This is a genomic window from Runella defluvii (genome assembly GCF_014195535.1).
Lineage (GTDB): Bacteria > Bacteroidota > Bacteroidia > Cytophagales > Spirosomataceae > Runella > Runella defluvii.
The window spans coordinates 149,362-174,321 of the sequence record NZ_JACIBY010000005.1 but is presented as its reverse complement, the minus strand read 5'-3'; the positions used below and the strand labels follow the sequence as shown (position 1 = coordinate 174,321).

The 24,960-nt window shown below is 46.4% G+C and carries 18 protein-coding genes; 6 read left to right on the top strand and 12 right to left on the bottom strand.

Features of this window, described 5'->3' with window-relative positions:
* Positions 1-60 precede the first annotated feature (60 nt).
* The 4 genes from FHS57_RS13405 to FHS57_RS13390 all read left to right on the top strand — a co-directional run bounded on the left by FHS57_RS13405 (position 61) and on the right by FHS57_RS13390 (position 7,810).
* Positions 61-2,391 carry a T9SS type B sorting domain-containing protein gene (locus tag FHS57_RS13405; RefSeq protein ID WP_183974421.1) on the top strand — a complete coding sequence of 777 codons (2,331 nt, stop codon included), beginning with the start codon at positions 61-63 and terminating at the stop codon, positions 2,389-2,391.
* Between the two features lie 57 nt (positions 2,392-2,448).
* Positions 2,449-4,914 (top strand): OmpA family protein, encoded by a 2,466-nt coding sequence (locus FHS57_RS13400; RefSeq protein ID WP_183974420.1) that lies wholly within the window; start codon positions 2,449-2,451, stop codon positions 4,912-4,914.
* Positions 4,915-5,009: 95 nt separating this feature from the next.
* Positions 5,010-6,497, top strand: coding sequence for a GH3 auxin-responsive promoter family protein (locus FHS57_RS13395; RefSeq protein ID WP_183974419.1), 1,488 nt, complete (start codon positions 5,010-5,012; stop codon positions 6,495-6,497).
* 290 nt (positions 6,498-6,787) lie between these two features.
* Positions 6,788-7,810, top strand: coding sequence for a lytic transglycosylase domain-containing protein (locus FHS57_RS13390; RefSeq protein WP_183974418.1), 1,023 nt, complete (start codon positions 6,788-6,790; stop codon positions 7,808-7,810).
* Positions 7,811-7,894: 84 nt separating this feature from the next.
* Here the strand turns inward: FHS57_RS13390 and FHS57_RS13385 are convergent, their stop codons facing one another.
* The 5 genes from FHS57_RS13385 to FHS57_RS13365 all read right to left on the bottom strand — a co-directional run bounded on the left by FHS57_RS13385 (position 7,895) and on the right by FHS57_RS13365 (position 13,350).
* Positions 7,895-8,428, bottom strand: a complete 534-nt coding sequence (locus FHS57_RS13385) for a YceI family protein (protein ID WP_122933394.1) — start codon at positions 8,426-8,428, stop codon at positions 7,895-7,897.
* A 156-nt stretch (positions 8,429-8,584) separates the two neighbouring features.
* A complete protein-coding gene (locus FHS57_RS13380) occupies positions 8,585-9,364 on the bottom strand; it encodes a polyprenol monophosphomannose synthase (RefSeq protein WP_183974417.1) in 780 nt (259 codons plus the stop codon).
* A gap of 151 nt (positions 9,365-9,515) precedes the next feature.
* A complete protein-coding gene (hemE, locus tag FHS57_RS13375; protein WP_183974415.1) occupies positions 9,516-10,547 on the bottom strand; it encodes a uroporphyrinogen decarboxylase in 1,032 nt (343 codons plus the stop codon).
* A 120-nt stretch (positions 10,548-10,667) separates the two neighbouring features.
* A complete protein-coding gene (locus tag FHS57_RS13370) occupies positions 10,668-12,074 on the bottom strand; it encodes an FGGY-family carbohydrate kinase (RefSeq protein ID WP_183974413.1) in 1,407 nt (468 codons plus the stop codon).
* Between the two features lies 1 nt (position 12,075).
* Positions 12,076-13,350 (bottom strand): sugar isomerase, encoded by a 1,275-nt coding sequence (locus tag FHS57_RS13365; RefSeq protein ID WP_183974411.1) that lies wholly within the window; start codon positions 13,348-13,350, stop codon positions 12,076-12,078.
* A gap of 585 nt (positions 13,351-13,935) precedes the next feature.
* Between FHS57_RS13365 and FHS57_RS31980 the strand changes: the two genes are divergently transcribed.
* Positions 13,936-14,070: a hypothetical protein gene (locus tag FHS57_RS31980; protein ID WP_262889941.1), complete on the top strand. Its 135-nt coding sequence runs from the start codon at positions 13,936-13,938 to the stop codon at positions 14,068-14,070.
* A gap of 89 nt (positions 14,071-14,159) precedes the next feature.
* Here FHS57_RS31980 and FHS57_RS13360 read toward each other — a convergent pair whose 3' ends face one another.
* A complete protein-coding gene (locus tag FHS57_RS13360) occupies positions 14,160-16,292 on the bottom strand; it encodes a bifunctional aldolase/short-chain dehydrogenase (RefSeq protein WP_183974409.1) in 2,133 nt (710 codons plus the stop codon).
* 136 nt (positions 16,293-16,428) lie between these two features.
* Between FHS57_RS13360 and FHS57_RS13355 the strand changes: the two genes are divergently transcribed.
* Entirely contained in the window at positions 16,429-17,400 is a 972-nt protein-coding gene (locus tag FHS57_RS13355; protein WP_183974407.1) for an NAD(P)H-quinone oxidoreductase, read from the top strand.
* Between the two features lie 174 nt (positions 17,401-17,574).
* Here FHS57_RS13355 and pheS read toward each other — a convergent pair whose 3' ends face one another.
* The 6 genes from pheS to FHS57_RS13325 form a co-directional block, all read right to left on the bottom strand.
* Positions 17,575-18,615, bottom strand: coding sequence for a phenylalanine--tRNA ligase subunit alpha (gene pheS / locus FHS57_RS13350; RefSeq protein WP_028524824.1), 1,041 nt, complete (start codon positions 18,613-18,615; stop codon positions 17,575-17,577).
* A gap of 46 nt (positions 18,616-18,661) precedes the next feature.
* Positions 18,662-20,272, bottom strand: coding sequence for an amidohydrolase family protein (locus FHS57_RS13345; protein ID WP_183974405.1), 1,611 nt, complete (start codon positions 20,270-20,272; stop codon positions 18,662-18,664).
* 141 nt (positions 20,273-20,413) lie between these two features.
* The gene (gene hpf / locus FHS57_RS13340; protein WP_183974397.1) at positions 20,414-20,788 is read right to left on the bottom strand and encodes a ribosome hibernation-promoting factor, HPF/YfiA family; all 375 of its coding nucleotides are present in this window, start codon (positions 20,786-20,788) and stop codon (positions 20,414-20,416) included.
* 186 nt (positions 20,789-20,974) lie between these two features.
* Positions 20,975-21,811 carry a 5-dehydro-4-deoxy-D-glucuronate isomerase gene (kduI, locus tag FHS57_RS13335; RefSeq protein ID WP_183974395.1) on the bottom strand — a complete coding sequence of 279 codons (837 nt, stop codon included), beginning with the start codon at positions 21,809-21,811 and terminating at the stop codon, positions 20,975-20,977.
* Between the two features lie 9 nt (positions 21,812-21,820).
* Positions 21,821-22,882: an NAD-dependent epimerase/dehydratase family protein gene (locus FHS57_RS13330; RefSeq protein ID WP_183974392.1), complete on the bottom strand. Its 1,062-nt coding sequence runs from the start codon at positions 22,880-22,882 to the stop codon at positions 21,821-21,823.
* A 2-nt stretch (positions 22,883-22,884) separates the two neighbouring features.
* On the bottom strand, positions 22,885-24,840 hold the full coding sequence (locus FHS57_RS13325; RefSeq protein WP_183974390.1) for a KUP/HAK/KT family potassium transporter: 1,956 nt from the start codon (positions 24,838-24,840) through the stop codon (positions 22,885-22,887).
* Positions 24,841-24,960 lie beyond the last annotated feature (120 nt).

Below are 24,960 nucleotides of genomic sequence, written 5' to 3'. Positions count from 1 at the left end.
CCTTTGGCACGATTTATGATATTTTTATTAACTGAAAATTTTTAGGGTTTACAGTTATTTATGAAAGTATCATTACCAATCGGCTTGTTTTTCTTGACAACACTCCTAGCTCAGCTCAGTTGGGCAAGCGGTGTGCAAGATTGCGATGGATTGTCGGCCCCCACGATAAGTAGTGAAAAGCAAGTAACGTGCGCTGGACAGCCGATTATTTTGAAAGCAGCAGGGTGCAGCGGAACCGTAGTTTGGTCGAATGGCAAAACAGGTAGCCCACTGACGGTATATCCATCACAAACAACCACCTACACCGCCTATTGTCAAAAAGATAGCTGCAAAAGTGCTTCATCAAATGCCCTCCCAATTACCGTTACGATTCCAGCAACGCCTGTTGTAAAAGCCAATAAAACGAGCGTCTGCTTGGGAGATACTGTTACCCTGACGGCCACAGGTTGCACAGGAAACTTCATTTGGTCGAATGGCATGTTGGGGGCGAGCATTCAAGTGCAACCCATCAACACCACAAAATATACGGCTACCTGCCGCACCGAAGGCTGCGTAAGTTGCTTTGCCGACGATGTCATCGTATCCGTCGTAGGAGGCGAACCATTGCTGATTTCTGCCACGAAAGCGGCAGTATGCAAAGGAGAAAGCAGTACACTGGCAGCCCGAGGAAATTGCAGCGGGCAAATAAAATGGTCAACGGGAGAAGTAGGGAAAAGCATAACGGTCAAACCCGAAACATCCACCAATTATTCGGTGTTTTGTGCATCGTCAGTTTGTAAAGCGGTAGAAAGTACCCTACGACTCGAAGTAGCACCGCCCGTAACGCCCGTTTTAAAAGCATCAAAAACCGTCATCTGCCAAGGAGAAGAAGTAGTACTAACCGCCGAAAGCTGCAACGGTGCAGTGCTTTGGAATACGAATGACCAAGGCCGAACCCTTACCGTAAAGCCAACGCAACAAACCCAATATACGGCTATTTGTGTGCGTGGCGAATGCCAGAGTAGCGTGTCTCAGCCAGTGGTTATTTCGGTACAAAGCCAAGCCCCTGCTATGCCTGTTGTGGCCGCCCAACTCAAAAATAATTGCCCATTTGTGACGGTAGATTTGTCGAGCGCGCTTCAACAAAAAGCTGCTGAAGGGATTTATTACGAAGCTCGAATGGGTAACTCACCTACGTCAGCGTTGGTAGCAGATGTGGGTGCTATTTCTGAAAATCGTACTTACTACTTATTCGCCCGAAATGCCAATGGTTGCTACAGTGCGCCAGCGGCGGTGGCGGTCAATATTACTCCTTGCGACAAGCCATTGGCGGTGTGTATCAACAACCCTGCGACAGCGCTCATCACCATAACGGAGCGTACAACCATTGGCAACCACTATCTTGAAGGTAAAATCGGAGGCTCGGCTAGCTCAGGGACGTGGAGTAGCAATGGCACAGGAACGTTTAATACCACCAACGGACTGTCAGTGATTTATGCCCCTTCGCCCGAAGACCGTCAGGCGGGAAAAGTGACGATTCGGTTTAGCAGCGACGACCCCGATGGCGCAGGCCCTTGTCAGGCAGGTTCGTCGTTGGTTGAGCTCAAAATAGATGCAAATACCGACAGACCGAAAGAAATGATTGGGGTCAACAAAGTGGTGAAAAGTTGGAAACGACTCAGTACCAATTTGTTCGAAATCGAATACAGCATTCAGGTAGTAAACATGGGTGCCAACGACCTCGTGGAAGTACGGATGGTCGATAGCCTCGACAAAGTGTTTAACAACGGTGCTGTGATTGTCGGGAAACCGTCGGTGGTGGTGATGGATCCTGTCACAAACACCGAAGTAAAATGGGGGCTTGATACTACCTTTACGGGTAGAAATGGCAACTATGAACTGCTGATTCCTGAAGAGTGTAACCTAACGGCAGGGCAGGCACGGGCGGTCAATTTCAAAATAACCATAGATTTTACCAACGCCCAAGACTCGGTTTTCTACAATACGGCTTTTGTAACAGCATTGGACATGAACGGCCATCTCTGCGCCGATAAATCTGCCAATGGCAACTGGCCCGACATTAACCAAAACGAAGACCCTACCGACGATGCAGAGCCAACGCCTATCGCTTTGAACACCCTCCGTGGTGACGATAAAGACGTGTTTATTCCCGAAGGTTTTTCGCCCAACTCAGACGGCATCAACGATTTTTTTGTGATTAAAAAGCCAACCGCACTCAAGGCTTCGGTGGAGATTTACAACCGCTGGGGAGGGATTGTGTACCAGGCCGATGACTATAAAAACGACTGGAACGGAGGCCTGCAAGGGGCACTCACGACAGGAACTTATTTCTATGTTATTAAGCTGAGTGATGGACGCGAGTTTTCAAGATTTTTGACAATAAGTCGTTAAGCATCATTCGTTAAAAAATTATTAGGAGAACCCTACTGGGTAAAAATGCAATCACCCATGAATAAACTCAAGCATCTTTGTTTAGCTGCATTGGTTTCAGTTTCAGCAATGGCACAAACGCCCGTTCGTGAGACGTTGCTCCAACAAGCCAATCGTCAGTTTGATACACAAGCTTACGCCAAGGCAATTGCATTGTATCAAGACGTTATCGACGATGGGTTGCTTCCCGCTAACCAACGTCAGATGACTTTTCTCAACATGGGGTATGCGTATCTCCAATTGGGCGATAGCGAAAGAGCGGCTAGTTTTTACCAGCAAGCATTGGCCGAAAAAGGGCTTTCGGGAGGGCTTACTACGCACTATTTACACTACGCAAAAGTGTTGGCCAACCTCGGACAAATGCAGGAGTCGCAACGGTATTTTGAGCGCTACCAAGCTGAAAAACAGCAAGAAGGCCGACAGATGCAAAGCGCTCAAACCTATACCAAAAAACGAATTACGTACCGCTTAGATTACTTGGGCATCAATACCTCCGACGCCGAATTTAGTCCTATGTACTATAAAAACGGCTTGGTGTATTTGTCGGGCAAGACGTCGGTGTCTTCGGAGTCAACGCAAAAAGGATACCTCGATTTGTTTTATATTCCGAATCGCGACGAAATCAAGGCAACGACTACGCTTCATTCGGATGGAACAGAAACAAGTGGCAAAGAAGCCAATCGGCCCACAGCCTCAGCCTCCAAAAGCAGCCGTTTGGGTAGTGATGCCTACACGCGTCCTACTTCCAACGATTCACGTACGTTAGGCAGCTATAATTCCTACGGACTTAACAGCGAAGCCGCTACGTCCACGGGCGAGGTGGCCAAACCTGGCAAGCCAGTTTCGTTTAGCAAAGAATTGAATACCCGCTTTCACGAAGGCCCCGCAACTTTTAGTGCCGATGGTTCACGCATCATTTTTACCCGCAACAACTTCAATGAAGGTCAAAAAGGGATGAGTGAAGACAACAACATCAAATTAAAGTTATACACGGCGCAGTGGGGCAATGGCGACTGGACGAACGTGCAGGAGCTTGGGTTTAACAGCGACGAATACTCTACCGCCCACCCCGCGTTGAGCAAAGACGGCAATTTGTTGTATTTCGTTTCAGATATGCCAAAAGGAATGGGAGGGAAAGATATTTACGTGTCGCGTTGGGAAAATGAACAGTGGTCGAAGCCAATCAATATGGGCAAAGAGCTTAATACCCGCCAAGATGAAGTATTTCCGTTTGTGGATGAAGTAGGGAACCTCTATTTTTCTACCTCGGGAAGAAAAGGCGGATTGGGTGGTCTTGACTTATACTATGCCGTGTTAAGCAAAGACGGAACCAAGGTGATTGAGGTCATTCACCTAGACGCTCCTATCAACTCTAAAGCCGATGATTTTGGGATTGTAACCGACGGGGCGCGTACCACGGGGTATTTTAGTAGCAACCGCCGCGAGGGCGACGATGATATTTACCGCTTCACGCGTGAAAGTTCGTTGTACGAATGTCGGGAGCTGTTATTGCGCGTGTTTGATGCCGAAACTATGCAACGCCTCGACAGTGCAACGATTGCCATTCGTTCTAAAATAGGAGGAGAGTCAACCGAGAAAACACTTCAAACTGATGCCGATGGCTGGGCGCATCTTTGTTTGGCGTCTGATAACGATTTCATTTTTACGGTGTCAAAAGAGGGTTTTGTTGATAATACCGTCGGTTTTTCTACCCACCACCTGACCGACGACAAACCCACACGGTTAGAACTTAGTTTGGCGCATCCTGTGGTGCTTCAAACCATGGTGAGCCAAAACGAAAATCCTCAAAAAAAAAAAACATCCCTGACTGATTCGCTTCAAAACCTCAAACATTCGCGCGTTAGGGGAATCGTACGGACGGAAACCGACCGTCAACCGATTGAAGGAGTATTGGTAAGGTTACGAAACGAGTGTGATAAAAAAATATACGAAACGATTACGGGGCCTGATGGTAAGTATGATTTTGAAATCCTAGAAGGCTGCGATTATACCTTGATTTACTCCAAAGACACTTACGGGACAAACACCCTCAAAATCGCTAGAGTACCGAAGAAAACCGCACCAAAAGTATTGTCAAACGATGTGGGGTTGCTAAAAAAGGGGGATATTGTGCAATTAGACAACATCTACCACGACCAAGGCAAGCGCACCATTAGCCCCGACGCCGCCCGTGAACTAGACAAGCTAGTGGCTACGATGAAGCGTTATCCGTCGTTGCAAGCGGAGATTCTTTCGCATACCGATAGCCGTGGTGAAGCCAATCGCAACAAAACAGTATCCCAAAATAGAGCACAAGAAATTGTTAACTATATGGTAGCAAAAGGCGTGGCTCGTAAGCGACTAAAAGCAACAGGGATGGGCGAAAGTATGCCAGTAAACGGGTGCGTTGATGGAGTGATTTGTACAGAAGCCGAATACAGACGCAACCGCAGAACCGAATTTAAAGTCGTAGAAATTAGATAAACAACGCTTTTTTTGAGCAAACGCCATAAATCGTCTATTTTTGGTGCGTCGGTAGGTGTATTGCCTTTCCGTATAACCATTATAACTACGAAAAAATGGGCTTTCGCTCTTCGCTTAGTAAGCCACTGGCTCGGTATATTGCTAACCAGCAACAAGGGTGGATGTACAATGCACCCGCCGCTCAAGACAAATGGCGTCAGCGCCTGATTGGTCAAGCCAAACATACGGTGTTCGGACGAGACCACTTTTTTAAGGATATATATTCGTACGAAGATTTTAAACAAGCCGTCCCTGTTCGGGATTATGAAGATTTAAAAGGGTATATCCAACAAGTTATCGACGGCCAAGACGACGTCTTGTGGCCTGCCAAGCCTATTTATTTTGCCAAAACATCGGGTACTACTTCTGGTACTAAATACATCCCTATTAGTAAAGACTCTATCTCCAATCACATTGATTCGGCTCGCAATGCCCTTTTGAATTACATTCACGAAACAGGCAAAGCAGAGTTTTTAGACCAAAAACTTATCTTCTTGTCGGGTAGTCCCGTTTTAGATACCAAAGGAAGCGTGCCCACGGGTCGTTTGTCGGGTATCTCTAACCACCACGTGCCCGCGTACCTACGCACCAATCAAATGCCTACCTACGAAACCAATTGTATTGAGGAGTGGGAAGAAAAACTAGAGCGCATCATCGACGAAACGATTCATCAACCGATGTCGCTTATCTCGGGCATTCCACCTTGGGTGCAGATGTATTTTGACCGTATCATTGCGCGTACGGGCAAACCCATCAAGGATGTTTTCCCTGACTTTCAATTGTTTGTTTATGGTGGGGTAAATTTTGAACCGTATCGTGCCAAATTATTTGACTCGATTGGCAAAAAAATTGATTCGATTGAAATGTACCCTGCTTCGGAGGGTTTTATTGCCTACCAAGATTCCCAAGATTCTGAAGGCTTGTTGTTGTTGGCCGATACAGGTATTTTCTACGAGTTTATTCCTGCCGACGAGTTTTTCAACGAAAACCCCACTCGCTTGACCCTCGAACAAGTGGAAGTGGGTAAAAACTACGCCCTAATTATCAACAACAATGCGGGGTTGTGGGGGTATTCGATTGGCGATACTGTGAAATTTGTGTCTAAAGACCCGTACCGTTTGCTGGTGACTGGGCGCATCAAACACTTTATTTCGGCCTTTGGCGAGCACGTCATTGGCGAAGAGGTGGAGAAGGCACTTCAATACGCGATGCAGCGCCATCCCGAAACCGAAGTCGTAGAATTTACCGTGGCTCCGATGGTGACTCCTTCAGAAGGGTTGCCTTATCACGAGTGGCTCATTGAATTTGCAACACTCCCTAAGAACATGGAGCAGTTTGCCAAAGATATTGACGAACGTTTGGCAAAATTAAACGTCTATTACGATGATTTGATTTCGGGAAGTATTTTACGCCCGCTCAAGATTACCTCTCTTCCCAAAAATGCGTTCATTGACTACATGCGTTCGCAGGGGAAATTAGGTGGGCAAAACAAAGTCCCTCGTTTGGCAAATGACCGAAAAATAGCCGATGCTTTGGCCAAATAACCAATAAAAGCCCCAAAGGCTAGAAGAAAGGTTGCTGTAAAAAGGCGACCTTTTTTTGTTGATTTTTGCTCGTAAAAACGGCTAAGAATTAGGCACGGTTTTTGATTCCTTTGTGATAAAACGTAGAGTGATTTTTTGCAACTACCTGATAATCTACCGATAAATATTTGGGTAATTGTACAATTTTTTACTAACTTTACGTTAACAAAGCAAAATCAGCTATGGAAAAGCGGCGTCCTGTGACTTTTTTAAGACTATACGTCGCAATGTTTAACTAACCAAAATTTGTTTTGAAAAGGAAACAATGTCTTATTCTTTCAACACTTCTGTTGTACACAGTAGGAGCGCAAGCCGAGGGCTTTAACGAATCTACTTGTATCCGTTTTTGTGACGAACCATTGCCAGTTTACGAAAAGCAGGTACTTACTTATTTTCAATCTGCGTTGATGCATACAGCTAGTATGCCCCTTCACGAGATAAAACCTCGCGCGCAGAAATTCTTTCGGGTAATTGATCCCATTCTCAAGCAGTACCAAGTCCCTTCAGATTTTAAATACCTGTGTGTCGTTGAAAGCGCACTTGATGCAAAGGCGGTTTCGCACCGAGGTGCTTATGGGTATTGGCAATTTATGCCACAAACAGCCCGTGCGATGGGTTTAGTCATCAACGGAAACGTCGATGAGCGGGAAGATTTAGTGAAATCTACACACGCCGCTTGTCAGTATTTTGTCAACCTGTACCACGAACTTGGGTCGTGGTCGATGGTAGCTGCTGCTTATAACGCAGGGCCTACCAAAGTAAGAAAATACCTGAGTCGGCACGGTAAAACGGGGTACTACAAACTTCGTATCAGTGCCGAGAACCGTAAGTATCTCTACCGCGTTTTGGCGGCAAAAGAGCTCTTTACGCGCCCAGAGGTATATGCACCCGTGATTCTAGAAGAGGTTTCGCTCGTTAAGTTTATGAAGCAGTTTGGCTTGGCTTTGGGCTTGGTCGCGCCACCGAAAATTAAGGTGAAACCAAATGCCGCCAACGAATTGCAGCTTGCGGAAGTTGTGACTTCGCTCAATGAAGCGCTGGTCACAGGCTTTGAAGAGCTAATCCCACTTTCGTTCAAACGAACAGGGGTATTTCATTTTCCTTATAATGAGGAAAAAGCAGACCTCGAATTGGCACAAAATTCGGAAAAGCACCAACGCTACATTTGGTGGCGTGCCATCCGCTTAAACTACCGCCGTCGCAACGACCTCAAAGCGTTGTTGGCCGAGTCGCGTAGCCTAGATTTAAGCATTGCTTCGCCTTTAGCGGCTTAGTAGCCTTTCTAGTAGTACAAACAAAAGCGGCGATTTTCATCAGAAAATCGCCGCTTTTGTTGTAAGTAGCAAAGCAAAAGTTAATTACGCTTGTTTTGCCACTTGGATATTGAAGTGAAGTTTCACTTCGTCGCTTACTACCACACCACCTGCTTCGGTTACTGCTCCCCAGTTCAAACCAAAATCTTTACGGTTGATTTTTCCTGTAAGTTCAAAACCAGCTTTGGTATTTCCGTAAAAATCAACCATTTGACCACCGTAGTTAACGGCAAGGCTGATAGATTTTGTTACACCTCTAAGGGTTAAATCTCCCGTAAGTGTAAATTCATCATCACCTTTTTGAACAAATGACGTAGAAGCAAACGAAAGGGTAGGGAAGTTTTCGGCATCAAAGAAATCGGCGCTTTTTAAGTGACCGTCGCGCTGTTCCATGTTGGTGTCAATGCTGTTTACGTCGGCTGTAAATTGGATGCTCGCACCGTCGAAGCTGTCGCCTTCAGTTTGAACTGAACCTTCAAATGATTTGAAGCTACCTGTTACGGTTGAAATCACAAGGTGCTTTACTTTAAACTGTACTTCTGAGTGTGTTGGGTCGATTACCCATGTTGAAGTTGCCATTGCTTTATTGTCTTAATTGAGTTATATCAAAATTGATGATGCAAATATATATGTATATACATATAATGTCAATACATTTTACGAAAAATATTTTTTACAACATAAAAAAACCGCTTTAGGAGCTCCTAAAGCGGTTTTTTAGAAAATAAAATTTGATTAAGCCATTTCAGTAACGCCCATGATGGGCACTTCTTTCGGCTCGTTGTGTCGAATATAGGTTTTAAAGAAGCTGCGAATTTTAAGATAAAGTACGCCTAATACGGCTTCTTTAAAAATCTTGGTGGACATTTTGGAGACTCCCTTGGTACGGTCCGTGAAAATAATCGGTACTTCCGTAATTTGGTATCCATATTTCCACGTATTAAACTTCATTTCAATCTGGAAGGCGTAACCCACAAACTTGATGTCGTCAAGGCCAATACCTTGAAGCACTTCGCGTTTGTAGCAAATAAAACCCGCCGTAGGATCCATGATTTGCATCCCCGTCACAAAACGCACATACACACCCGCAAAGTAGGACATCAGAACCCGCCCCATTGGCCAGTTGACCACGTTGACACCCTTGATGTAACGCGAACCAATCGCCATGTCGCTACCTCCTTCGGAACAGGCTTGGTAAAGGCGTTCCAAATCGGCAGGGTTGTGCGAGAAATCAGCATCCATTTCAAACAAATAGCGGTATCCTTCCCGAATCGCCCATTTGAAACCGTGGATGTAGGCCGTGCCTAGCCCTTGTTTACCTTTTCGTTCTAAAATATGCAAGCGACCAGTAAATTCGTTCTGAAGCTCTTTTACTTTGAGCGCCGTGCCATCGGGCGAGCCATCATCTACAATCAGGATGTCAAAAGGCTGCGAAAGACCCATCACACGGCGAATAATCGCTTCAATGTTCTCAATCTCGTTGTACGTCGGAATCACTACCACACACTCTTTCATAGCTTTAGCGGGTTTGGGGATAATAACTGCTCTAATACAAAAACGATTCCAAACTATGATAAGTATGTGACAAAATCGTTAAAAAGAGTTAATTTTTATAGGTTAGTGCAAGGGGTTGTTCCCAACCCCTTGAGTTTTGCGGGCAAAGTGCTTACAAACTAGAATATTCCTTTACGGTTTCAATAAAGCAACGCACTTTATCGGGGTCGGTGTCAGGATAAACGCCATGTCCTAAGTTGGCGATGTAGTGTTGTGTTCCAAAGGTATCTATCATCTTGCGCACCTCTTTGCGAATTTGGTCGTAAGGAGCGTATAATACGCAAGGGTCGAGGTTGCCTTGGAGGGTTTTATTGGGAATCAGCACGCGCGACTCAGCAGCGTCCATGTTCCAATCCAACCCAACTACCGAACAGCTCAATTGTCCAATTTCTTGGCGGGCAAAAAATGCGCCTTTGGCAAAGACTGTCACGGGAGCTTCGGTAACGGCATTGCAGATTTGTTTGATGTAAGGCAACGAATACTCGCGGTATTGTTCTGGAGAAAGAATTCCCGCCCATGAATCAAAAATCTGCACCAAATTAGCGCCTACGGCAATTTGCGCTTTTAAATACGCAATGGTGCTGTCAGTGATTTTTTGAAGCAACTTATGTGAAAACTCAGGGTCAGCATAAAGGGCTTTTTTGGCGACTGAAAACGTCTTTGACCCACGGCCTTCTACCATGTAGCAAAAAATAGTGAAAGGAGCACCTGCAAAGCCAATGAGTGGTACGCGGCCGTTGAGGTCACGCTTCACGATTTTGATGGCTTCCAACACATAGCCTAAGTCTGTTTCAGGGTCGGCAATGCGCAAGGCGTCGATATCGGCCGTCGTTTTGACAACGTTCGGAAATACGGGGCCGCGTTTTTCTTCCATTTCATACGGCAATCCCATGGCCTCGGGCACTACGAGAATGTCAGAAAAAATGATGGCAGCATCTACGCCCAACAAATCAACGGGCTGGATGGTCACTTCGGCGGCTAGCTCGGGCGTGGTGGCCAATTGGATAAAACTTCCTGCTTTCTCGCGCACAGCACGGTACTCGGCTAAAATTCGACCCGCTTGACGCATCATCCAAACAGGTACACGTTCGGTTTTTTCTCCGCGTGCAGCACGCAGAAACAAGTCATTTTGTAGTAATTCCATACTGCAAATGTACGAAGAAGCGGGCAGTTGAGATGGGGGTAGGGGTAGAAATATCCGTTTAATAAAAAAGCCGCCAGCGGGTTTGATCCCAATTGGCGGCTAGGAGTTTATAGAGAAAGGTTACGATGCTAATCCGTCGAGGAAAAGATGCCCATTATAAAAACGTAAATCAATCAAATCGGGAGGGAGCGTTTTGGGGTTCCAGTGGCGATGAATGCTCAACGCTGCCCCCAACGAAGTAGCTTGTGCTACCGATGCCGCAAATACCTCCAGGTCAGGAAATGCCCCCGCCAAAAGATTCATATAAATGGGGTTTTTGGAAAAACCACCGTCCACAAAAATCCGCTTAACGGTTGAGCCTCTTAACACCAACTCCGTCGAAATAATTTGTTGGCCGACAATGTCCAAAATCAATTGGTGATACGCCTGCTCGTATGACTCAAAGGCTGACAAATCTCTTTTTCCAAACAACCCTTCCGTCATCGGAGGTTTTGAAAGGCTTTCAAAGTCGATGCCTTCGGTTTTTTTCTCCGTTTTAAGTTGGTGAATGATGGCCGCATCAAACGCCACTTTTTTGTAGAAATCAAGGTCTTTGTCGAAATGAGCCGCCAATCGCTTGGTTTGCTGTTCGTGCTCGTAGCCCGCAAACAAGCGCGATGCCTTCACAGGCTTGCCGTTGTATTGCATGTAGCACAAACAGTCGTATTGAAGCTCCTCGGCAGTCAGCGGCGTATGATTGTAAGGATTGAGGCTAATGCACCACGTCCCCGTTGAAATCAATACAAAGGGCTCCAAGAAACTAACCAAATACGGAATCAAAGCTGAAGAGCTATCGTGCAAACCGACGCCCACAATGCGCTCTTGCTCATTAAGCACGTGAGTCGAAACTACGTCTGCGGATTGAATGGGCGCAAGTTTATCCCCAATTTGCTCTTGTGACACCCACGCGTGGTAAGCGTTCGTATCAAAGTCCCAGAGGTTGGTATGGCAACCAATGCTCGTAATATCGGAAGCAAATTGCCCCGAAATCAACGAACTGACGTATTGGGGTAAGTGCAGTGAGTACATTATTGTTTCAAACAACGCAGGGTTTTCATGCTTCAGGCGATAAATAATCATACCCGAATTGAGGCTTCCTAAAATAGGAGAGGCCGTTTTGCGAGAAAACTCCTGTTCGCCGCCGTAGGTATCATAAAATTGTTTTTTGAGTGCCTCGGGGTACGGTTTTAAGTAGTTGTACAAAGGGGCAACGGGTTTGCCATCTTCGCCCACGTGAACAAAACTTGCCCCGTAGGTGGAGAAATTAATGGCTTTGACGTCGTATTCTTCGAGCGATAACACTTCTTGGAGCGATTGAATCACCCAATCGGTCAAGAGGTCAACGTTTTCGCAGGGGTCGCCGTCTTCGTCGGTTGTTTCGGGAAATTGCCCCGATTTTTCCAAAACGATGCGGTAGTTTTCGTCAAAGAGAAATACTTTTTTGTTGGTTTTACCAATGTCCAATACGGCACAAACAGGAGTTTTCATTTTACAAGCCAGTCGCTACAGTTTTAAGACCACGTTCGGCGATGAGGTTTTCGCGCACTTTTAAGTGACGGAAAAGCCCCAATGGGTTCAATGCCCCGCCCGCACGAAGACGAGCTTCGGCCACGATGGCACGAACGTCAGTACGGAACGCATTTTGGAGAATTTCTTGGCAACGAACTACATCGCTGATGGCTTGGGCTTCTTCGAGCGCCTTTCTATCGACCGAAAGCGCCTGAGCATACGCCATCATAATGCCTTCGACCGACTGAAGCAAATCTTCAAGCGGGTCTTTGACGTTGTGCGAAGCATCAATCATCCAGCCCAAATCAGTGGCGTGGTTTAACCCACGGGCATCCATACCGTCCACTAATTCGTTGAAAATAAGAAACAATTGATACGGTTTCATGGCACCTGCCGTGAGGTCGTCGTCGCCGTATTTAGAGTCATTGAAGTGGAAACCACCAAGTTTTTCTTCCATCAATAATAGAGCTACGATTTGCTCAATGTTGGCATTGGGTAAGTGGTGTCCTAAGTCAACGAGCGTATAGGCGCGGTCTCCGAGTTTTTGTACGTACGAATACGATTGCCCCCAGTCGCCCACGGTCGTCGAATAGAAGTTAGGTTCGTAGGCTTTGTATTCCAAGAACATCTTCCAGTTATCAGGCATGGCCGCATAAATCTCGTGGAGGCTTTCGAGGGTATTTTGATAAGCTCTGCGGAAATTGAGTTGTCCAGGAAAACACGAACCATCCGAAAGCCAAACGGTCAACGATTCCGAACCAAGCTCGATACCGTGCTTAATCACTTCAATGTTATGTTCGATGGCTTGTTTACGAACGCCTTTGTCAACGTTTTGCAACGAACCAAATTTATAGCTTAACGCTTGGTCGGCTTGGTCTTGGAAGGTATTGGAGTTAACGGCGTCAAATTTCAAGCCGTGTTGCGCTGCCAGCGCTTTAATCGCTTTGGCATCTTTTGGAATATCCCAAGGGATGTGAAGGGAAATCGCGCCCGATGCTTGATTCAAGGCGTGTAATAAACCTACGTCTTCGATTTTTTCTTCGAGGCTGCGAGGTTCGCCACCACCCGCAAAACGGCCAAAGCGCGTTCCGCCCGTTCCAAGTGCCCACGAAGGAATGGCGATTTGAAAATCAACCAATTTTTGGATGATGGCTTCAGCGTTTTCAATTTCTGAAACAGCAAAGCTCAAACGGCGTTGATGTCCCGTAAGTAGGTCATCGTTATGCTGTTGTATTTTATACTTTTCGAGTTGCATAATTGAACTTTAGTTATCTTTGTTAATGGACAAACCTATTTACCAGCTTCAATCCTCAATTAAAAAAAAAACAATTAAAATATAGGTTTACTATTTATTGCAGGTTTAACGCATTAAAATGTAGAATGGCTATTGATTGCTCCAGAGGAGCTACATCTTAGTAGAAAAATGGATGAAATCCCCCCAATCCCTATCGGGGCGGCCGACGTTCGGTGAAAGATGTCACCCCGATGGGGCTTTTGGATGTCCTTTACCTCTTTTTTCTACTAAGATTTAGCCTCGCTGAGGCTACTTTTTTTAATGCGTTCAACCTGTATTTATTGCTCCAGAGGAGCTACATCTTAGTAGAAAGAATGACCTAGACTTTCCCCAAAGCCCCATCGGGGTGGCATCTTTCACCGAGAGTCGGGGTAGCCCCAACGGGGCTTTGGGAGGTGTTTGTTTGTCTTTTTCTACTAAGATTTAGCCTCGCTGAGGCTCCTTTTCTTATCTCTATTATGACTTAGTCGGAATTACTGAAAACGGGATACTTGAACGTTTTAACAGTAAGGGCAACTATGTCGGATATTTAATAACTCAAAAATCATGAAAACCAAAAAAGCAGCACCAACGTACTCTGAAAAAACGATGCCATATATCAATTTGAAAAATCCTGAGATTAAAGAGCAAATAGATAAAATGGCTAACATTTTAAAAAAAAGTACAACTACCTATTCCTAAGAAAGGAGTTTCGTAGATAAAATCTAACGCCTGAATTCAGGCGTTAGATTCGAGTATTAAACTAACCTATGATGAAAAAACAATCTTTTTTAGCGAACAAACGCCATGGCTACTCCGCCATCTACGTTCAAAACGTTACCCGTTGACTTGCTGAGTAAACCTCCTACGAAGGCGAAACATGCATTGGCGATATCGTCGGGAAGGATAGCTTCGTTGAGAAGCGTACGTTTGGCGTAGTACGCAGGAAGTTCTTCGATGGTGATGCCGTACGCTTTGGCGCGTCCTGCTGCCCAGCCACCTGCCCAAATGTTCGAGTCAGCGATAACAGCGTCGGGGTTAACCGTATTGACACGGATTTTATCTCCGCCCAATTCGGCTGCATTCAGGCGGCTCAAGTGCAATTGTGCTGCTTTGGCCGAGCCGTATCCTGCGTTGTTTGGCCCAGAAACAAGGGCATTTTTACTCACAATATTGATGATATCGCCCCCAAAACCTTGCTTGCGCATCACTTCTACCCCCGCTTGTGTCACAAGGAACTGGCCTTTGACGAGGATGTCGTACAAGCGATCCCAATCTTGAAGGGTATGGTCTTGGATGGGTTTTGAAATACTGATACCTGCGTTGTTGACGATGATGTCAACCCCGCCAAACGCAAGCGCTGCGGCATCCATCGCATCCACGATGCTGGCGGCGTCGGTTACGTTAAGGAGCGTAGTCGATACAGAATCTCTGCCAAATTTCTTGACAAATTCGTCTTTTGCTCCTTCAAGGCGCTCTTCGTTGATGTCATTGAGAACCACAACGGCACCTTCTTCGGCAAATTTTTTGGCGATAGCTTTACCAATCCCGCCTGCGCTACCAGTCACCAACGCTACGCGTCCTGATAAAGCTTTGGGCTTTGGCATCCGTTGAAGTTTAGCTTCTTCCAACAACCAATATTCAATATTAAAAGCTTCTTGGCGAGGCAAGGCCGTATATTCTGAAACGGCTTCGGCACCTTTCATTACATTGACGGCATTGATGTAGTACTCAGAGGCCAAACGAGCCGTTGTTTTATCTTTTGAGAAGGTAAACATCCCCACGCCTGGGTACAAAATCACGACGGGGTTAGGGTCGCGCATGGCAGGGCTATTAGGGTGTTTGCAAGCTTCGTAATAGTCGGAGTACATCACACGGTAGGCTTCAAACGCAGGTGTTAACTTAGCTTTGATAGCCGCTACGTCCGATAGGTCTTCGTCGGGAGCAAGTTCAAGCACCAACGGAGAGATTTTTGTGCGGAGGAAGTGGTCGGGGCAAGAAGTTCCGAGGGGGGCCAATTTGTCCAAATCGTTTGAGTTTACAAACTCCAATACGCGCGCATCGTCGGTAAAATGCCCCACCATCGTGCGGTACGACGAGCAGAAACCACGCAAAATAGGCGCTAATTTTGACGCTTGTTTTGTACGTGCTTCTACAGGAAGGCTCTCGATTTTGGGTCCTCCAAATACGGGACGAGTCTTACCGTAATTTGCTTCTAAGTATTCGGCACATTTTTCGATTACTTCAAGGGTATTGAGGTAGCTTTCGTAGGCAGTGTCTCCCCACGTAAACAAACCGTGTGAGCCAAGCATGATACCACGCAATTTGACACCGCGAGAAGCAGCCTCTTCCAAACAAGCGCGGAGCTGAAGGCCAAGCTCAAACCCTGGGCGTTGCCAACCTACCCAACCTACTTCACCACCAAACAATTCTTCGGTGATTTTCTTCCCGTCTTTGGCCGCGGCAATGGCAATGGCTGCATCTGGGTGAAGGTGGTCGATGTGCGCAAAGGGTAAAAATCCGTGGAGAGGAGTATCAATAGATGGTGCTTTTGAGGCGAGATCAAAGATACAGTGGTTGAACAATTCTACCATTTCATCTTCAAACTCCACACCACGATAAACGTTTTCGAGGTTTCGTAAGCGCTCCATATACAATGCCGCGCATCCTGATTTTTTGAGCGTACCAATGTCTCCGCCTGAGCCTTTTATCCACATTACTTCGACATCTTTGCCCGTAAGTGGGTCTTTATCCGTAATTTTAACGGACGTGTTACCGCCTCCGTAGTTAGTCAAACGAAGATCGGCGCCCAGAATGTTGGAACGATAAATAAAAAGAGCTACTTCGTCGCCCGCGAGTTCGGCGGCTTTGGCTTCGTCCCAAAGATAGCTCACATGTTTGAATTGCGTGGTAGTCGCTGACATGGTGTTTTGTGCGATTATGAATAGTATAGTACCTGTTCTGAGATTGATAGTACAAATTTAGGTGACGTTTCTTGGGATAGTGTCATGTACCTTCATGGACTATTTTTATATTTTCTTATCTTTTATTTTTACGACCATGAAAGCAATGATAGTTACCCAAACTGGAGGACCTGAGGTTTTGTCTTTAGAAGACCGTTCTGTCCCTATTTCTACTGGTACAAAGGTGCTTATCCGCGTTTATGCGGCGGGCATAAATCGTGCCGATATTTTGATGCGTCAAGGTCGTTACGGGATTTCGTCGCAGCCGCCTACCGAGCCGCTGGGGCTTGAAGTTGCGGGAATCATCGCCGAAATTGGCGAAAATGTGTCGCGTTGGAAAGTGGGCGATAAGGTGTGCGCGCTCATTAAAAATGGCGGATATGCCGAGTACGCCTTGGCCGAAGCAGACCATTGTTTGCCTGTTCCAACGGGCATGTCGTTTGAAAAAGCTGCTTGTTTGCCCGAAACGACAATGACGGTTTGGAGCAATGTGTTTCAACGAATGCACTTAAAAACTGGCGAAAATTTTTTGGTACACGGAGGCACGAGTGGCATTGGCGTCACGGCGATTCAGTTGGCAAAGGCGTTTGGCGTGCAAGCGTTTGCGACGGCAGGCAGCGACCAAAAATGCCGTTTCTGCGAGGAGCTTGGCGCCGTTCGTTGTGTCAATTATAAAACGCAGGATTTTCTGGAGGAACTAAAACCCTACGGAATGGACGTGATTTTGGACTACGTTGGAGGAGATTATACCGCAAAAAATATCCGTCTGCTGCGCACCGATGGCCGTTTGGGTTTTATCGCGAGTTTAGGCGGGGCGCAATCTCAGTTCAATATTTTGGAAGTAATGAGCAAGCGAATCACGATTACGGGAAGTATGCTTGCCCCGCGCGACGATGCGTTTAAGGCGCAGTTGGCCGCCGAGGTAGAAAAACACGTATGGCCGTTGATAGAAGCGGGTACGTTTGAACCTATTTTGTATAAAACGTTTCCGTTAGAAGAAGCCGCTGAGGCGCATCGCCTGATGGAAAGCAGCGAGCATATTGGGAAGATTGTGCTGCGTGTGGACTAAGAAAGTCAGGGCGTTGGTATCGGTCGGGTTGTGAGCAACCCTCAGCACAAAGTGTGGGTCGGGTTGTAAGCAACCCGACCCATATTTTGTATAATAAAGTGAAAGTTTTCGTGTACTTGTAAAAGTGTAATTGATTGGCTTTGAACGGATAACAATTAACTTGCGCTTTAGCACTTAAACTCCTTCAAACTGACGCAAGAAACGAACGTCGTTTTCAGAATAAAGACGAAGGTCGCGAACGCCGTAACGGAGCTGGGCAATGCGCTCAACGCCCATTCCAAACGCAAAACCTGTGTACTCTTCGGGGTCGATGCCGCAGTTGGCCAACACGTTCGGGTCAACCATGCCACTTCCCGCAATTTCTACCCAACCTGTCCCTTTTGAAAGGCGATACGTTTCTTCGGTATCGGTTCCTAACCAAATGTCGATTTCGGCGCTAGGTTCGGTAAAAGGAAAAAACGAAGGACGCAGACGAATCTTCACGTCTTTGTCGAACATCTCTTTGGAGAAATGATAGAGGGTATCTTTTAAGTCTTTGAAACTTACGTTTTTGTCAATGTAAAGCCCTTCTACTTGGTGAAAGAAGCAGTGAGCACGGGCCGAAATGGCTTCGTTGCGATATACCCGCCCAGGCATGATGGCGCGAATAGGCGGCTTTTGGCGCTCCATCATCCGAATTTGTACGTTGGACGTGTGCGTACGCAACAGCATATCTTGGGTAGGGTCTTCGGCGTTTTTGGCCACAAAAAACGTATCCTGCATTTCGCGCGCAGGGTGATTTTCGGGAAAATTCAACGCGGTGAAGTTATACCAGTCTGACTCGATTTCGGGGCCGTCGGCTACGCTAAAGCCCATGCGCTCAAAAATCTCGATGATTTTGGCGCGTGCCAACGTCAGCGGGTGAATGCTGCCTAGTTGGTTTGAAGCAACGGGCAGGGTCAAATCAATGGCTGGACCCGCATTGCCACCGTCGTTAGACTCGAATTCTGCTTGAATGGCCGTAAAACGGTCAGTAGCAAAGTTTTTGAGGGCATTCAGTTCTTGCCCTACTGCACGACGGGCTTCTTTTGGGATGTCTTTGAGTCCTTCAAACAAGGCTTCGACCGCCCCTTTCCGACCTACAAATCGCTGGCGGTATTGTTCTAACTGCTCTTTGGTAGCAACTTCAAACTGCTCAATTTCTTGATATATCTCTTTGACGCGTTCTGTTAGCATGAGGGTGATTGGTGACTTTAATAGCTGCAAAGTTAAACATTCTTCCCTATTTATTGCTACCTGATACTTTGCCCGCCTTTTGGGGAATACCAGGCTGGGTGATTTCAAAATTCTCCTCTTTTTTAGCGTCAGCCACAATTTTACGAACGTCGGCCAAAAGCTTTTTGGCGTCATAAACAATACCATCTTTGACGGTATATTTTACGCCACCCGCACGAACCACCTCGTTTTTGTCGTTCAGACGAATCGCGCCTGTGCCGTAAAGGACTTTCAAATTGGCCAGCGGATTTTCTTCGGTAATGACAAAGTCGGCCAATTTCCCAACTTCAACCGAGCCAATTTCTTTGGCCATTCCCAATGCTTCCGCCCCTTTGATGGTGGCGGCCCGAACGACTTCCATCGGGTGGAAACCTGCTTCGCGCAGCAACTCCAACTCGCGGATGTATGCAAAACCGTACAGTTGGTAAATAAAGCCCGAATCAGAACCCGTCGTGACGCGGCCACCTCGGTTTTTGTATTCGTTGATAAACGCCATCCACAACCGATAGTTTTCTTTCCACGCTACTTCTTGTTCCGTGCCCCAATTGTGCCAATACGACCCGTGCGAAATTCGGCTTGGGCCATAAAACCGCCAAAGCGACGGCAGGGTATATTCGTCGTGCCACTCGGCGCGGCGGGCGAGCATCAGTTCGCGGTTGGCTTCGTAGATGTTGAAGGTAGGGTCGAGGGTGAAATCTAGTTTCAACAATTCTTCCATTACGTAGTTCCAACGTTCTGAACCTGGTTTGGCGGCTTGCTTCCACAATTTTCCTGCTTCTTCAAAACGGTTTTGCTCGTTGTTGTAATTATAGTCAGAAGGATAATTTTGGACGGTTTTGTCGTCAAAAAGGGCTTCGGGTAGCCCGTACCAGTGCTCCATGCTGGTCAGCCCCGCTTTGGCGGTCGCCAGTACGTTCATGCGTGCTACTTCGGTTTGGGCGTGGTGGCAGGCCGAGCCAAGGCCGAGCTTTTTGTTTTCTTCCAATGCCGCCTTGAATACATCGGGTTCGGCTCCAAAAAACTTGATACCATCGGCACCCTTCTGGGCGTTTTGACGTACCCATTCGCGGGCTTGCTCGGGAGTGGTGATGAAATCTTTCGCTCCTTGTCCAAACACCGTGTAAGCCTTGATACGCGGGGCGGTAATCAAGTTTTTGTTGCTTTTTTCTTTTTGGTCAAGTACCCAGTCGAGCCCATTCCCGCACGACGGGTCGCGGACGGTAGTGACACCGTGGGCCATCCAAAGTTTAAAAACATACTCGGCGTTGGCACCTTGCTGCACGCCACCGATGTGTCCGTGCATATCCACAAACCCAGGCATGAGGTACATGCCACGGCAGTTCAGTTCTTTGTCGGTGGAGGATGCTTTGATGCCGTCTTGGGCGGGCATACCAGGGTAGCCTGCTTGGCGAATTTGGGCAATTCGGTTGTTCTCAACCAAAATATCCATGGGGCCGATTGGAGGCGAACCTGTGCTATTGATGATGGTCACACCCCGAATAATAAGGCGTTTGTGAGGGCCATCGCCTTCGGCGCGGTTGGGCGCTTTTTGGACTTGAGCCAATAGCCCAAACACCTGAAAGCAAAGAAGTGAGGTTAGGAGAAGTTTACTTTTCATGTAGTGTTCAAAAAGGTTGATGAGTAAAAATCAAATGTACAGAATTGAAGACCGAATAGCGAGTAATCCATTGGCGAATTTTTGAATGACACAAAAAAAGAGCGAGGACCGCATCCTCGCTCTTTTTTGTGAAAATCTGACTTATACTTCGTCGATTTCTACTTCTTCTTCTACCTCGGTGCCGCTTTGGGCATCTTTGATGGTTTTATTTTCTACCTCTTGGCGTTTCGATTTGAACTTCTTGATTTGGCTTTTGAGGGCTTCCAACGCAAGGTCGGTAGCTTCTTCAAATGACTTGCCTTTTTCTTTGACAAATAGCTCACCGCTAGGTACTTTAATTTTTACTTCTAGGATTTTATCTTTGACTTTACTGCTTTCGCTTTTATCTAATCGGAGATACACTTCTCCTCCTGTTATTCGGTCATAGAACGTTTCGAGTTTTTCAAGTTTTTTCTGAATGAATTCGAGCAGTTTTGGATCTGCGTCGAAGTGGATAGCGTGCATTTGCAGTCTCATAATTTTACGCTTTAAGTTTAACAATCATTTGCAACCGCATTCGTGGATTTGAAAAGGGTAAAAAATAGCGGTCTGTCACAAACAGACCGCTATTTTCAGGACTTCGGCCCACCTGTTACGATTGTGAGTCTAAACTGTGTATTTATTTTGAGAAAATCAAGGACTACGGCTACTTTTTTTGAAATTTTATTTCAACTCGCTCAGTGCCAACGTATCCATATCGGTATAGACATAGTTCTCTCCAGCCATTGCCCACAAGAAAGAATAACTCGTTGTACCAGCACCCGCGTGAATCGACCACGGAGGTGAAATGATGGCTTGTTCATTGGCAACCAATAAGTGCCGCGTCTCGGTAGGTTCGCCCATAAAATGGAAAACGCGGTGGGCGTCATCTAAGTCAAAGTAAACGTAGATTTCGGTACGGCGGTCGTGGACGTGCGGCGGCATGGTGTTCCACACGCTGCTGTATTTCATGGACGTCATGCCCATCACCAGCTGACAACTTTCGAGGCCATCGGCATGGATGTATTTATAAATGGTACGCGTATTGGCTGTTTCGGGCGAGCCCATATCGGCTGGACTTGCATCGGCGGCTTTCATCATGGCCGTGGGTACGGCGCGGTGAGCGGGCGTCGAAACGAGAATAAACTTAGCGGGAAATTCAGGGTCTAGGCTTTTGAAAGTGACGGTTTTATTGCCTTTGCCTACGTACAAGCAGTCCCGCTTTTGAAGCGTAAACAACTCATCTTCGACCATCACAAAGCCATCGCCACCGATGTTAAGAATGCCCAATTCGCGACGTTCCAAGAAATAATCAGAGCGGAGTTCGTCGTAGGTTGGCAGTTTGTGCAACTGCCCGACGGGCTTAATTCCCCCCACAATCATGCGGTCGTAGTGAGAATACACAAAATGGAATTGGTCGGGGACGAACATTTTTTCCATCAAAAACTCTTCCCGAATACGTTGAGTCGTGTAATTTTTAAAATCGACGGGATTGGTCGTATGGCGTACCTGAATGTGCATGAGTAAAGGTTATTTTAAAATTGGTTCTAAGGCTTTGTTGTTTTGATCGAGCCATTCGGTGATTTCTTCGACAATTTGGCGAACTCCAATTTCTGGTTTCCAACCCGTCAGACGAGTCACTTTGCTGTTGTCTGTAATGTACATCCGAATATCCGCCGTGCGGGTTTCGGGTACTTGTTTGATTGGAATGGTTTTGCCCGTTACTTCTTGACAAATTTTGGTCAATTCTTGCAACGACGTGCTGCTTTCTACACCTCCACCTGCGTTCAAAATTTCGCCATTTACTTGGTCGATGTTGTGCAATTGCCAGTCAATCAAACGGTACAAATCGGCCACGTGGAGCATATCGCGGGTTTGTTTTCCCGTACCACCGTAGCCAAAATACCCAAGTTGCTGTTCCCAATAGTGTTTGGCAATCCAAAGCACCATCACACCTTGATCGACTTTTCCCATTTGCCAAGGCCCCGTGATGACCCCGCAACGGTTGATGATTGTACGAAGGCCATAAAACTCGTTGTATTCTTGAATCAAAAGCTCTGAAGCGAGTTTGGTGGTGCCGTACAACGAACGAGCGCCGTCGAGCGGAAAATCTTCGGCAATTCCCTTGGACGATACGCCTTTGACGGGTTGGTCGTCGGTGAGAGAAAAGCGCGTTTCTTCTTCCACAAAATTCAACGTTTCAATCGTCTTGATGGGATAGACGCGGCTCGTTGAAAGAAATATAAAATCAGCTTTGTGCTTGAGGGCGTAGTTGAGGCAGTTGACCGTCCCGAACAAATTGGTATTGATGAGGTAGTCGGGTGTTCCGTCAAGTCCAGCCAATACCGAAGGCTCGGCCGATGCTTCGATGACCGCATCGACGGCGGGCAGCGAGTCAAAGTCTTCTTTGCTACGAATGTCTCCGTGAACATACGTAATGCCCGCTTGGGTCAATCGAGAAACGTTGAGTTCTGAACCTTTTCTTTTTAAATTATCTAAGCAAAAGATTTCGTACGATGGGTAATTGGTTTTTAGCGCAATGGCCAACGATGAGCCTACAAAACCAGCTCCACCTGTGATTAATATTTTCATTTTTAACTATAAATACGTTTTAATTTGATGTTTTCGGCTGGACGAATAATGAGCGGTACTTTTTCGATTTTTACCGCGCTACTGTCAAGTCCAAACCATTTATCCTCGCTGGTTGTAAAGCCTTTGATAAAGAAATACGCCTTCATAATGGCCTGTTCAAACAGCGGAAGTTCGTTTTCGAACGACAAGAACTTCTCTAATACTACAAACCGAAAATCGCCGATAACATTGTGTCGATTGAGCGATTCGTAGCGGCTTGTGATATCCACTTCCTTGTTTTTTACCATTTCTTCAATCACTTTTTTGAAGTAAAGGTTGACCCGTTGTTCGATACGGAAGCCCAAACGGAAGTTTACCCGAATGACGTCGTCGGGTTCGATGACGTTTACTTTGTATTCCATTGTATATGGGTCATCGGTGGTATCGACGTGAACAAACCAGTAAATATCGGCGCGTTTCGGGCGTTTTTGGAAGATGGAGTAAATCACTTTTGATTCGATTTCCGACATCCGCGAAGCATTGCTCATAAAAATGAGGTGGGTAGCGTATTTAGGAATCGAAATGTCGCGACTAAGCTCTTTGAGTGAATCCACGTAATCGTTGAGTTTGACGTATTCGGTCAAGCGAAGTTTAATGTAGAAAGCACGGTACCAAACAAACATCAACCCGGCTATCATAGCCCCAATGACGAGCGATACCCAACCTCCGTGCATGAACTTGACAAGGTTAGCTATTAAAAATGAGCCTTCAATCGCAATGTAGATGGCCATAAAAGCAACGACACCCCACATTTGGAATTTTTTGGCGTAGAGGTAATAGGACATCAAAATCGTCGTCATCAACATGGTCAGGGTAATGGCAAGACCATAGGCCGCTTCCATAGCTGATGATTCTTTGAAATACAACACTACGCCAACGCAGCCCAACCACAATAACAGGTTGACGCTTGGGACGTACAACTGCCCTTTTTGAAGGCTTGGGTAGCGCAAACGAACTTTAGGCCAAAAATTGAGACGAATGGCTTCGCTCACGAGCGTAAACGAACCCGAAATCAAGGCTTGGCTGGCGATGATGGCCGCCGAAGTAGCGATTGCAATCCCTGGAAGAAGAAACCAGTCAGGCATGAGTTCGTAGATGGGACGGCGTCCGTCTAGCGACTCGCCCGCGTGTGCAAGCAACCAAGAACCTTGTCCAAAGTATTGGAGGATTAAGCACAACTTTACAAAGACCCAACTGACACGGATGTTGGCGCGGCCGCAGTGTCCCAAGTCAGAGTAGAGGGCTTCGGCTCCCGTGGTACACAAGAAAACAGCTCCGAGCAACCAAAAACCTTCGGGTTTTTCGAACAAAAGCTGATACGCGTAGTAAGGGTTAATAGCCCGCAAAATGGTCCAATCTTTGGCAATCCAGATAATTCCGAACGTCCCGAGCATCGAAAACCAAATAAACATAATGGGGCCAAAAGCGCCGCCTACTTTATTGGATCCAAAAACCTGTACCAAAAACAAGGCAGTGATGATTCCTATGACGATGGGAATAGTCTGAATATTAGGATAAATAATACGTAACCCTTCGATGGCGGAGGAAACTGAAATAGGTGGGGTAATAATACCATCGGCCAAGAGGGCAGCTCCCCCAATAATGGCGGGAACGGTGAGCCATTTAGCATGGCGACGTACTAAGGCATACAAGGCAAAAATCCCTCCTTCGCCACGGTTGTCGGCTCGGAGAATCAGTACCACGTATTTGACAGTAGTTTGGAGCGTTAGTGTCCAAAAAACGCAAGAAAGGGCTCCCAAAACCGTTTGAGGCGATATGATAGGGTCTTCTTTAAAAATGCTGTCCATCACGTACAGTGGAGAAGTACCAATGTCGCCGTAGATAATCCCAAAAGCAATCAATAACCCAGCGGCTGAAGCTTTATCTAGGTGGTGGTGATGCCCGTTATTACTTTCCATGAAAAAGATATTGTGAATGAATAATTGAGAACACTATCTGCAAGAGTGATATCGATGAATGAAGACCAAATACATGGAGATGTCCTAAAACGTAGTTTATCAGTGGGTTTTTAAAAAATC

Bases quoted from the DNA above. Each gene is read 5' to 3' on its own strand.
- FHS57_RS31980 (WP_262889941.1), top strand. From the start codon at position 13,936: ATGAAAACCAAAAAAGCAGCACCAACGTACTCTGAAAAAACGATGCCA.
- FHS57_RS13365 (WP_183974411.1), bottom strand. From the start codon at position 13,350: ATGCAACTCGAAAAGTATAAAATACAACAGCATAACGATGACCTACTT.
- kduI (WP_183974395.1), bottom strand. From the start codon at position 21,811: ATGCACATTCAGGTACGCCATACGACCAATCCCGTCGATTTTAAAAAT.
- FHS57_RS13355 (WP_183974407.1), top strand. From the start codon at position 16,429: ATGAAAGCAATGATAGTTACCCAAACTGGAGGACCTGAGGTTTTGTCT.
- FHS57_RS13360 (WP_183974409.1), bottom strand. From the start codon at position 16,292: ATGTCAGCGACTACCACGCAATTCAAACATGTGAGCTATCTTTGGGAC.
- FHS57_RS13385 (WP_122933394.1), bottom strand. From the start codon at position 8,428: ATGGCAACTTCAACATGGGTAATCGACCCAACACACTCAGAAGTACAG.
- FHS57_RS13395 (WP_183974419.1), top strand. From the start codon at position 5,010: ATGGGCTTTCGCTCTTCGCTTAGTAAGCCACTGGCTCGGTATATTGCT.
- pheS (WP_028524824.1), bottom strand. From the start codon at position 18,615: ATGCTAACAGAACGCGTCAAAGAGATATATCAAGAAATTGAGCAGTTT.
- FHS57_RS13380 (WP_183974417.1), bottom strand. From the start codon at position 9,364: ATGAAAGAGTGTGTGGTAGTGATTCCGACGTACAACGAGATTGAGAAC.
- FHS57_RS13405 (WP_183974421.1), top strand. From the start codon at position 61: ATGAAAGTATCATTACCAATCGGCTTGTTTTTCTTGACAACACTCCTA.
- hemE (WP_183974415.1), bottom strand. From the start codon at position 10,547: ATGGAATTACTACAAAATGACTTGTTTCTGCGTGCTGCACGCGGAGAA.
- FHS57_RS13330 (WP_183974392.1), bottom strand. From the start codon at position 22,882: ATGAAAATATTAATCACAGGTGGAGCTGGTTTTGTAGGCTCATCGTTG.
- FHS57_RS13325 (WP_183974390.1), bottom strand. From the start codon at position 24,840: ATGGAAAGTAATAACGGGCATCACCACCACCTAGATAAAGCTTCAGCC.
- FHS57_RS13345 (WP_183974405.1), bottom strand. From the start codon at position 20,272: ATGAAAAGTAAACTTCTCCTAACCTCACTTCTTTGCTTTCAGGTGTTT.
- hpf (WP_183974397.1), bottom strand. From the start codon at position 20,788: ATGAGACTGCAAATGCACGCTATCCACTTCGACGCAGATCCAAAACTG.
- FHS57_RS13370 (WP_183974413.1), bottom strand. From the start codon at position 12,074: ATGAAAACTCCTGTTTGTGCCGTATTGGACATTGGTAAAACCAACAAA.
- FHS57_RS13400 (WP_183974420.1), top strand. From the start codon at position 2,449: ATGAATAAACTCAAGCATCTTTGTTTAGCTGCATTGGTTTCAGTTTCA.